General features: G+C 55.7%; 6 protein-coding genes and 1 pseudogene. All 7 read left to right on the forward strand.

Annotated elements, in window-relative coordinates:
* The 7 genes and pseudogenes from AUK29_02665 to nhaA all read left to right on the forward strand — a co-directional run bounded on the left by AUK29_02665 (position 1) and on the right by nhaA (position 11239).
* Positions 1-262, forward strand: a pseudogene (locus tag AUK29_02665) (transposase).
* A 389-nt stretch (positions 263-651) separates the two neighbouring features.
* Entirely contained in the window at positions 652-1899 is a 1248-nt protein-coding gene (locus AUK29_02670) for a hypothetical protein (GenBank protein OIP65464.1), read from the forward strand.
* A 96-nt stretch (positions 1900-1995) separates the two neighbouring features.
* Positions 1996-3492: a hypothetical protein gene (locus AUK29_02675; GenBank protein ID OIP65465.1), complete on the forward strand. Its 1497-nt coding sequence runs from the start codon at positions 1996-1998 to the stop codon at positions 3490-3492.
* Between the two features lie 571 nt (positions 3493-4063).
* Positions 4064-4339, forward strand: a complete 276-nt coding sequence (locus AUK29_02680) for a hypothetical protein (protein ID OIP65466.1) — start codon at positions 4064-4066, stop codon at positions 4337-4339.
* Positions 4340-4387: 48 nt separating this feature from the next.
* Complete coding sequence (locus AUK29_02685; GenBank protein OIP65468.1) at positions 4388-6124, forward strand: hypothetical protein; 1737 nt, start codon at positions 4388-4390, stop codon at positions 6122-6124.
* Entirely contained in the window at positions 6121-9870 is a 3750-nt protein-coding gene (locus tag AUK29_02690; protein ID OIP65467.1) for a hypothetical protein, read from the forward strand. Before AUK29_02685 ends, AUK29_02690 begins: the two co-directional genes overlap by 4 nt.
* Before the next feature lie 175 nt (positions 9871-10045).
* Positions 10046-11239, forward strand: coding sequence for a Na(+)/H(+) antiporter NhaA (gene nhaA / locus AUK29_02695; GenBank protein ID OIP65469.1), 1194 nt, complete (start codon positions 10046-10048; stop codon positions 11237-11239).
* The last annotated feature ends 322 nt before the right edge of the window (positions 11240-11561 follow it).

Raw genomic sequence — 11561 nt, forward strand, 5'->3', positions numbered from 1 at the left:
CCGTCGGGTTGTGGGCTGGTCCATGAGTCATCGGATAAACAAGAAACGGGTCATGGATGCGCTGCGCATGGGGATTGGGCACCGTCGTCCGGCCCCTGGTTTGATCCTGCATTCAGATCGGGGAAGCCAATATTGCAGTCATGCTTTTCAAAAGCTCCTCGAAATGAACGGCATGATTAGCAGCATGAGCCGGAAAGGTGATTGCTGGGATAACGCAGTGGCTGAAAGTTTCTTTAAACAAATAGGGACAGCGACCATTTAAATAACGGTCGCTATCCCTATTTTGGTCCCTATTTTGCGCGAGTTGGTATTTTAATGGTCAAACTGCGGGATATCTTAATTCATCAGGGAAGTCAGAAAAAGAAAAACATTATAACGATCCGTTGCAGGGATGTGCATCATATATAAAGAAAGTAATGGAAGACTTAATAAAGACAAAAGAAAAATGAAAGAGGAGATAACCAGTCAGTGCAGCTGAAATCGAACCGGCGGTGATGAATTTTGCTTTCGATATTTTTTGATGTTCAAATTGTCATGTTGCATGTTAATATTTATAAGGGTTCGATTCACGGACTTCTACGTTATTGAGTCAAAACGTTTATGAATAGTAGATTGTGTCACTATTTCTATCGATGGAACGGAGGGCACCCCATGCGAAATTTATCCCTAACACTCATCATCACAATTGTCCTGGCAGGCTGCGCCGTGGCCCCGCCCGCTCCCAATACCCCTGCCTACAAACCCACCCAACCGACAACCAAGGTACAGCCGCTCAACACTGAGAAGACGGTACAGACGGCGGCAACGGGGGATTCGCTGCAGGCCGCTTCGGCCCCCGAGACCAGGCCCCAGGCCACCGGCACGCCCGAGGATGCTCGGCGGCACATACTGCGGGGAATGGCCGCCATCGAGATGGCCAAGTCCAGTGACGATATGGCGTTGGCCGAGGATGAGTTCCGGATGGCAACGGAGATCGCCCCCCAGATGGGGGTCGCCTGGTTCAATTTGGGGAAGGTGCAGTCGCAGTTGGGACGGTATGGCGACGCCATCGCCAGTTACCGTCAGTACCTCGCCGTCTCCCCCGGGGCAGAGGATGCGCAGAGGGTGCGTGATGAGATCGTCAAGATCGAATTCAAGCAGGAACAGGCGGCGAAGGAAAGGGAGCGGGCCGGTACCTGGGTCGGACGGGACGGTGCCTGGTACGCGCTGGCCCTGGACGGGAACCGGATGACCCTTAAGACCGACAGCCGGCCGGTGTCCGAGGACGAGTGCCGCTCTACCTATACGCTGGTGGGCAACGTCCCCATAAACGCCCTCGTCCATGCCGAGTACCAGTTGGTGTTGCGGGGTAACCGTCTCACCGGCACCTGGAGCAGGGGACCGGTCCCGGCGGACAAATGCACCATCCCTCCCGATACCGCGGAGGTGGAGGGGGAGTTGAGAGACAAGGACGGTATGATGGTGCTGCGTCATGAGCGCACGAGTTTCAAGGCCGTGACGCAGATGTCCCTGCTGGGGGACGACAGTTGCGCGGGGGTAGAGCCCGGCGCGAGGAAAATGGTAGAAGACGTTATCTACGGGCCCCTTGGGCCGGGCGGACTGGGTGTCAGGCTCGATGGCCTCACCTCGTGGTGGGACGGCGGTTTCTCCATGGTCCACTATGGCTGGCAGGGGCGTCTGAAGGTGGGAGTTAAGGAGGGATCAGCGGCCTATGGGGCGGGGCTGCGGGACGAGGATGAGATCCTGGCCATCGACGGCGTGCCTGTCAACAGCCTCAACGCCGGGGAGGCGGTCAGGAACCTGCACGGAGAGGTCGGTACCGTTGTCACCCTGGATATCCGGCGCAAGGGGGTAGTGGAGCCGATTTCCCTGACGGTCCAGCGGATCAGTTTGCAGTAATCCTTCAGGGCGCTGTCCCGAGCGGCCCATGGATGGGATGGTGAAAGAGGAGGAAGGATGAAGTCGACAACCTCACGGAGGGGCGCCAGTCACGTTATGGCCGCGGCACTGCTTCTGGCACTTGCGGCTGACCCTCTTTGTACCTACGCCGGGGGCGTCCCGACGGTACCGGGCCCTTCCATGGACTGCGAGGGATCTGTGCAGGCCCTGGCGATGCAGGGCTACAACTGTTCCTGTGCCGGGGGGCAGTTGAACTGCGGCGGCTCATCGGTGAAGGGGCACACCCATTCCGATTCCGCCAACCTGAATGCCATGCTCGTGGGAGGGATCGTCGAGGGGATGCTCTCCTCTATGTTCGCTCCGCCGAAGAAAAACAGCAACTGGCAGGATTCCCTGCTGGAACAGCATGATGCCGCCGCCCGGGCAGCCCGCCAGGCGGAAGAGTGGCGCCAGTCCAGGGACGATGAGTTCCAGGCCGGCCGTGGGAACATGATGGGGGCGTTCAAGCAACTGGAGGGGGCGCAGCTCTCCGTCAGCGATGGCGATGGGGAGGGGCTGGACTTCAAGACCCTTGACGGGGAGATGGAGTCCCTGGCCGCCGGCGCCAAAAAGCCCTTCGACACTGCTGGGGTGATGACGGGACCGGTCCCCGCGGTATCGGCAGGCGCCACCCCCTTCTTCGGGGACACTATGCCGGAGACGGATCTTCGGCTGCTGGTGGACCCGGAGAACGACCCGAGGGTGGTGGATCTGAGAAGCGCCGTCACCTACGTCGTCGGCAATCTGGAAAAGGATGCCTCAACGACGGCCGTCAACAGCAGCCCCCGCCAGCCCAATGGGAACGGCGAACCGATCATCGAACCCCCGGACTGTAAAGGGCTTGCCCGCAAGTTGAACGGCTTCATCGAGCAGCGGAGCAGGTTTAACAAGACCATCCTCCTGGCCCAGGGCCAGTTGGACGACTGGAAGTCCACCAACCGCAACGCCTTGGTGAATGCCGCCAAGGACGGCATCGAGTACTTTACCGGGAATCTGCTGGAAAGCCTTACCAACCGTGGAAAGGCGGCGGAGCGTCTTCAGATGATCTACACGCGTAACGCCGCGAAGATGGCGGAGGAAGGCGTCGATATCCTGGCCCTGGAGGCAAAAATCCAGCGCTTGAATATGATCTCCTCGGCGGGCAAGGTTGCCGAGGTCACCAGCAGCATCAACGACTGGCAGACCTTCATCAAGGACGGTATGTCGGCGCTGATCATGCAACTCAATGCGTCGAACGAGGAGGTGAATCAGATCCTCGAAGACCCGAAGATGCAGAAGTATTTCGAAACGGAGAGCCCGGAGCTGAAGACGCTGCTGGATATCACCAAGATGGCGGCAGCCCAAAAGGTCTTCGGGAAGTGGGTTGCCAGGCAGCTGCCCATCATTGGGGGGGTGGAAATCGGGATCAAGCAGTTGTACAACGGCACGGAGTGGGCAACCAGCTTTTACATGATGGCCGACGCCAACAATATCAACGGCAAGGTCATGAATAGCGCCAGATCCCTCCAGAAGCGGATCGACGATACGCGAATCGAGCTGGGGGCCTGTCCGTAAAACGGGTGTGGAGGGAAAGAGGGGTCAAGTCTCTGCTTGGCTCATCTTTCGTGCGACAGGAACTAAGAGGACGTCCATAAAATTATAAAATAGTAATCGGGCGAAAAAAAGAAACTTTTGATTTTATATCCCCCGTCCCACCCTTTATCTTCAAAACATATTATATAGAACGACCGAAGTCTTGGACTGTTTGTCATTGTCCGGCCTGCCCTCGGTTTACCGGGGCTCGACCGGACAATCCGTTTAATGGCTGAATTCCCCGATGGAGAGACGGTGTCGTAATTAGTAGGGCTAATCGTTCTGATGTCATTCCGGCATGCTTGGAGCCGGAATCCATGGAATTCAAAAGCGATAATTGTTTTGGACCCCGGCTAAAGACTTGCCGGGGTGACAGAACAAATATACAATCGGCCTAAGACATGCAATATGATACTGCCTCCGAGTCGAGGAATGACCAGATGAGGTCTGCTTCTTTCTTCCTGACAGGGCCCGGGTTATTTTATCCGGTTTGCTAAATCAGGCTTGAATCATTATAATAGAATCTTTGGTTCAGCAGGCCAGTAATGAGGCCTTGAACCATGTGACAACCGGAGAGGAGGGATTCTATATGTTTAAATATTTCAAAGGTGACACAGGAAAAACAAGTCTGAAAACGATGATCATCATGGTTTTGCTTCTGATCTTTGCTCTCTTCTTATTCCAGAATTCAGAGTCTGTTGAGATCCGTTTCTTTTTCTGGGAAATGACCCTGTCGAAAATCTTTTTAGCGCTAATCTCTTTTCTCCTGGGCGGGCTTATCGGGGTGTGGGCCGGGTGGGGCCTGTTCAGAGAAAAACAAAAAGTATAAAAAAATCGATCTTCAGGTGCGGGGACCTCTGTGCGGGTGATCTATACCATGCGTGACCATGAAAAAATTGTTTTTTTTATGGCCTTTATCGTGATCGTTCTTTCAGTGGGTGCAGAAGCGGGCGTTCAGGTCACGGTTGAAGGGGTTAGCGGGCCCATGCTGAAAAATGTCCTGGCTTACCTCAGCATTGAACAGCAGAAAAACCATCCTGATCTATCCGAAGGGCTGATCAGGAAGCTGCATGAACGGGCGGCGGACGAGATCCGGTCTGCACTCCGGCCCTTTGGATACTACATGCCGGGCATCCAGGTGGATCTCTCCGGTAATGATTCACTCTGGCACGTCCGATACAAAATAGACCCCGGCGAACCTGTCCGGATCACCCGGGTTGATTTTCGGATGACCGGTCCCGGCGCCGAGGATGAAAGCTTTCAAACTTTGTCTGAGAACTTTCCCGTCAGGGAGGGCGATGTCCTCGAAGATGCGGTCTATGAAAAGGCAAAGCGCACATTACAGGAACTTGCCGAAAAAAGGGGTTATCTGGATGCAGAACTGATCGAGCACCGGGTCGATGTTACGCTGGAGGATAAGTCTGCGGTTATCCATCTGCATATGGATACCGGTCCCCGTTACCATTTCGGAGACGTCACCATCCATCAGGAGGTATTCAGACCGGAGTTTATTTCACGATTTGTCCATCTTGAGAGAGGTGATCCCTATACCCTCGATGCACTTTACCATTTGCAGAACGATCTCAATGACAGTGATTATTTCGACCGGGTCGACATAAAGGCCGGCCGTGATCAGGCCGAGGGGGTGGAGGTTCCTGTGGATGTCACCCTTGAACACAGGAAACGGGATAAATATACCGCAGGGGTCGGCTATGGCACGGATACCGGTGTGCGGGGAAGCCTGGGGTGGGAGAACCGATGGGTCAATTCATGGGGCCACAAGATGAATGCAGAGCTGAGGCTTTCTGAAATCAAAAACAGCGTGACCACCCGGTATGTCGTTCCTCTTAAGAATCCGACCACCGACCACCTGGATTATACGGCCGGGTGGTTCAATGAGAGGACCGACACCAGCAGCAGTGAGACGTATCTCATGGGAGTCAGCCATATCCATATTCGCAATGAGTGGAAGCAGACGGTATATATCAATTATCAGGAGGAGAGATTTACCGTAGGCGACCAGGATGGACGCTCCAACCTCCTCCTGCCCGGGATAAGCTGGGCACGGGTCAAGGCAGATAACCGCATCTACACAACCAGGGGGTACCGGCTCTTTTTCGACATCCGGGGGGCGCATAAAACCCTGCTTTCAGACGCCTCGTTTATCCAGGCAAGAGTTCAGACCAAACTGATCCATGGTGTGGGAGAGTCCGGCAGGATCATCCTGCGGGGCGATGGGGGGGCGACCCGGGTCGATAAGTTCTCGGATCTGCCGGCTTCGGTACGTTTCTTTGCCGGGGGTGACCAGAGCGTGAGAGGATATGCCTACAATACCCTCGGCCCTACAAACGACGCAGGGGATGTCGTCGGAGGAAAATATCTGCTTGTCGGGAGCGCGGAATACGAGCATATCATGGTCGGCAAATGGAGTGCCGCAGTATTTTATGATATTGGAAACGCTATCGATAACTTTTCTGACCCGTACAAAAAAGGGGCAGGTTTCGGTATCCGGTGGAAGTCCCCTGTGGGGCTGATCCGCTGTGACCTTGCCTCCGGCATCAGCGACCCGGGCCATCCCTGGCGCCTGCATCTGACCATAGGGCCTGACCTATGAAACGTCTGCTCATATTCATCCTGCTTCTGTTGGGCATCGTCTTCGGCGCGGCCGGATTTCTCTCCTCTACACAAGGGGGCTTGAAGTGGCTCTTTGCGAGAATAGAGAGATTCATTCCGGGAGAGTTTTCCATAGAAAGCCTTGACGGGCGCCTGGTCGGCCCCATAGAGATCACCGGCCTCCGCTACCATACGGAAGAGATAACCGTGGACTTGGACCATCTTATCCTCGACTGGAAACCGGCGGACCTTCTTTTTTTAAAAGCGGACATCACGGCATTCCATGCCGAGGGATTGAAGATCAGCATCAAAGAGAAAAAGAAAGTCCGTCCGGCTGAAAGAAAGAAGCCCGCTGACATCCGTATCCCGGTGCATCTGATGTTCGAGGATGCCCGGATCAGGGGCATCTCCATCCTCCGTTCCGGATCCGAGGCCCCCTGGCTGATCGACGAGGTCTCCATGCGCGCCGGCATGGGGCCGGAGTCCATCTCCATCGAGGAGATCCGGGTCTCGTCGTCCCGGTTCACGGCGGGCCTCAAGGGCAAACTCAATCCTCATGGGGATTATCCCATGGACCTCGGAATAGAATGGACGGGCCAGCCCCATGGGTTCGCCCGGATCAAGGGTCAAGGTGAGATCAAAGGGACATTGAAAGAACTGAGAGTCGTCCATGAGCTGGATGGCCCCTCAGCCGCCCGGCTCCAGGGAACGCTCAGAGATATCCTGGACAGCGGGACTTGGGAAGCGACACTCACGGTCCGGAAATTTCCTGCCGGAGATCTCCATGCAGGATGGCCTCAAATCGTTCTCGGCGGAGAGCTCAAGGGCCAGGGAGGGTTTTCAGATTTTGATTTGGCAGGGTCCCTGACCAGCTTCGAGCCCAGGTTCGGGAACGTCTCGTGGGATGTTTCTCTTAAAAAGAGGAATGAAACATGGCAGGTCGAAAAGCTCATCCTGTCGGTCCCGGAGCAAAGCACCCGGCTGGAAGCTCGCGGGGAGTACGCTCCGGTCAATGGTACGAACTCTTTTAAACTGGAAGGCGGGTGGCGTTCCCTCTCCTGGCCGCTGACCGGGAAGGACTCCCTGGTCAAGAGTTCCAAGGGCGAGGTCAGCATCCAGGGGACTCCCGAGGATTACCGCATCGATCTTACGGCCAGTGTGTCGGGCAAAGGCATTCCAAGCGGAGACTGGATTCTGAGCGGCAGGGGGTCCCGAAGCGGACTGTCGATCGGCGCGCTTCATGCCCGGGTGCTCAAAGGGGAATTGAGCGGCAAAGGGGAGGTGAGCTGGGAACCCCGGGTCGCCTGGGACCTTGCATTGAACGGGAAGGGTCTGGATCCCGGAGCGGCCTGGCCGGAGTGGAAAGGGAATCTTTCTGTTGATGCGGCATGTTCGGGAAGTGTGGACAAGGGAAAACCGAAAATCTCCCTCGACATCCGGCAGCTCAAAGGCCAGATGCGCGGCCATTCGTTTCGGGCACGGTCCCTGCTCGGCATCGAAGGGGACCAATATACCCTGTCCGGTCTGGAACTCACTTCAGGGTCAGCCCGTATCACCGCTTCCGGCACGATTGCAGAGAACTGGGATGTGAAGTGGGATATCCATGCGGCGAACCTGGCGGATCTCGCTCCCGGTGGAAAAGGAATGATCACGGGCCAGGGGAGTCTCGCCGGGCCGAGAAGGCTCCCGAGAATCATCGCCCGGCTCGATGCACAGGATGCGGGTTTCGGAAGGTATGAGGCAGGTGAGTTCAAGGCCGACATGGACATTGACTTTCTGGACCGGCAGGATTCACGCCTTGACATCGGATCCAAAGGAATCCTCATGGGTACTCACCAGATCGATTCACTCAGCGTGAAAGGCCGGGGAAAGGTATCGGCCCACGAGGTCACTCTAAAAATGAAAAAAGAGGAAGATCTGCTGGATCTCCGGATCGAAGGGAGTTTCAGGGACAACCGATGGAGCGGCCTGTTGAAAAAGGCGGACCTTTCTTCAGAGGCTTTCGGAAGCTGGATCCTCGGAAAACCCGGGGCTTTCACACTCTCTTCTGGGGAAGCGGCGGCCGGACCGTGGTGCTGGAGCCGGGAAGACGCCGCCGCCTGCATTCATGGGGAGCGGCATGGACAAAGGGATGCCCAACTTGAGGTTTCCCTGGCCGATCTGCCGTTGTCCACCCTGAATCCCCTGCTCCCCCGGTCGACTGTATTGCAGGGAAAGGTCAGCGGGCGCTCCGGCCTCCAGTACAGCAAAGAGAAGGGCATCACCGGAGAGCTCACACTCCAGACCTCCCCAGGTGCCCTCAACTACACGACAGGCATGGGGAAAAAGATAAGTCTCGGGTTTGCCGAGGGGAAGTTCGACGCCATACTCAGCGAACAGGCCTTCACTGCCAAGGCGGGCATTTCAACAGAGGATGAAGATTATATTCGAAGCGAACTGACCCTTCCCGGGTTCTCTCTCCTGAAGGCATCCAAAGAAAATCAGCCGGTCCATGGGTATTTGCGCGCCCGGATGAAATCGCTCAATCTGATACCCGCTTTTATACCGGCCATTGAAAACATAAGCGGGGCCTTCAATTCCGATCTTACCTGTTCCGGTACGCTCCAGAGGCCGGTTGTCACTGGCGGGTCCTCCATCGAACATGGGGCTCTAAATCTTCCGGATATAGGTATCCGACTCAAGGATGTCGGGCTTTCAGTCTTAAGCGATGGCAACGGGGCCCTCGGGATTGAAGGGAAGGCCGGTTCCGGTGAGGGCACGATCCGGATAGACGGAGAGACCCAACTGAAGCCTGAAGAGGGATGGCCGATCGTGGTCAGCATCCAGGGGACGAACTTTGAAGCCGTTAAAACACCTGAGGCAAAGGTCGTGGTCTCACCGGACCTGAAGCTGATGGTGCGGGGGTATCGTGCAGACCTTGAAGGGAAGCTGATCATTCCCAGGGCAAACCTTGCCCCCCGGGATCTTGCAGGGACGGCCAGGGTGTCCAAGGATATCGTGATTGTAAATGGATCCGGTGAAACAAAGGAAGAAAAAAAATGGAAAATATACAGCAAGGTCAGGCTGGTCCTGGGTGACCAGGTGAAGTTTGACGGGTTCGGTCTCAGCGGGGATATCACAGGGGATATCACCGCCGTGGACGTGCCGGGAAAGCTGACGGCCGGCACCGGAGAATTGCAGGTTATGCAGGGGCTGTACAAGGCCTATGGGCAAAAGCTAAAAATAGAGAAAGGCCGGCTGGTCTTCTCCGGAGGTTCGATTGACAATCCTGGCCTGGACGTGAGGGCCACACGCCGGACCGGGGATGTGATTGCCGGAGTCAATGTCCGGGGCACCTTGAAAGATCCGCAGCTTGATCTCTTCTCGACACCCGCCATGGACCAGGGCGATGCGCTTTCCTATCTTCTGTTTGGCCGGCCCATGCGGCAGGCTTCCGGCGCTGAAGGTCAGCAATTGTATAATGCTGCACTCTCTCTCGGGTTGAGCGGCGGGGAGAAGCTTGCCAAGCGGATCGGTTCACTCTTCGGCCTGGAGCAACTGGAGGTCGAGGGCGGGGTCACGCCGCAGGAGTCAGTCCTGGTCATCGGCAAGTACCTCTCACCCAGGCTCTATATCAGTTACGGCATCGGGCTCTTCGAGCCGATCAGCACTGTGCGGACCCGCTACCAGGTCAGTAGAAAATGGCTGGTGCAGACAGAACTCGGTATCCAGAGCGGAGCGGACCTGCTGTATAAGATCGAACGATAGGAATCAGGAACGTGCGCTTGAGAAATTATCATTGACATGATGAAAATTGATATTTAGACTTTGCTATGTGAATGGATTGAGGTTTTATATGGATCTGTACATACATTATGTAGCAGATGACAGGTTTTGCTGATTGCCTATGGGAACGCACACACCTCCCCCAGCCGACAAGGTGCTGAAGCTGCTCCGGGATTTCCTCCGCCTGGAACCTGCGGGTGGATTATTATTAATGTTGGCGGCCGTGTTTGCATTGGTTTTCGCTAACTCACCTCTCGCGGTTTACCACGCTACGCTGCTCAATCTTCCCCTCGAGATCAGGATCGGCACTTTCGGAATTGTCAAACCCCTGTTGCTCTGGATAAATGACGGCCTGATGGCGGTGTTCTTCTTCCTCGTGGGTATGGAACTGAAGCGGGAGGTGGTTGAGGGGCACTTATCGAGTCTGCGCCGGGTGAGCCTGCCGGCGTTCGCCGCCAGGGGTGGAATGATAGTGCCCGCGACCTTTTACGCGGCGTTCAACTGGGGTGATCCCGAAGCGATGAGAGGGTGGGCCATCCCGACGGCGACAGACATTGCCTTCGCGTTGGGGGTGCTTTCACTTCTCGGAAAGCGTGTTCCAACCGGGCTGAAAGCCTTCCTGATGAGTGTCGCCATCTTCGACGACCTTGGAGCTATCGTCGTGATCGCTATATTCTACACGGCCGAGCTGTCCCTGCTTTCGCTCGCCATCGCGGCTATTCTGATACTTGGCCTCGCATGCCTCAATCGCCTGGGTGTGATGAAGCCCGCTGCCTATTTCCTCTTTGGCGTTCCGCTGTGGGTGGCGGTGTTGAAGTCCGGCGTGCATGCCACATTGTCAGGCGTCGTCCTGGCGATGTTCATCCCACTGCGTGTGCCGGAGAGATCTCTTTCTGCACACGCACCTGAATCGCTGCTTCGCCATCTCGAACACATGCTGCATCCGTGGGTGGCTTTTGGCGTACTGCCGGTCTTCGCGTTCGCCAACGCAGGCATCTCGATAACGGAAATCTCTTTTGCCGAAGTGCTTCATTCTGTTCCGCTTGGCATCGTGACCGGATTATTTCTCGGCAAGCAGATCGGGGTCCTGGCGATGTGCTGGATTACGATACGGTTGGGATTCGCGTCACCTCCTGAAGGAGTCGGCTGGTGGCAACTCTATGGCACCGCGTTACTGTGCGGCATCGGCTTCACCATGAGCCTGTTCATCGCATCGCTGGCATTCGAACAGGGCAACACAGCCTATCTGGGGCTGGAGCGACTCGGTATTCTGATCGGCACGTTTATTTCAGGATTGTTTGGTTATGCCGTGCTTCGCGTGAGCTGGGGCAAGCGTGCCAAGGACACATAGGATATAGGACGCGAACTTAGCTAAATCATTGGATGCAGAAAGATAAAAGAGGAACATCATGGATATTCCGACGCTGACAAGATTCTTCATGTGGTGCACAATCAAACTGAGGTGGTAGAGTATTTCTGGACACTTTCTTAAGAGTGTATTATTAATAACTCAGGAGGTGTCCCATGAGCAAGCAAAGAAGACGTAAGCATTCAAAAGAATTCAAAGAAGAAGCAGTAAAGCTGGTAACGGAACAAGGGTATCAAGTATCTGAGGCCGCCCGGAATTTGGGAATACATCCCAACGTTCTGGGACGCTGGAAGCAGGAATTAGG

This window comes from Nitrospirae bacterium CG2_30_53_67, from assembly GCA_001873285.1.
Taxonomy (GTDB): domain Bacteria; phylum CG2-30-53-67; class CG2-30-53-67; order CG2-30-53-67; family CG2-30-53-67; genus CG2-30-53-67.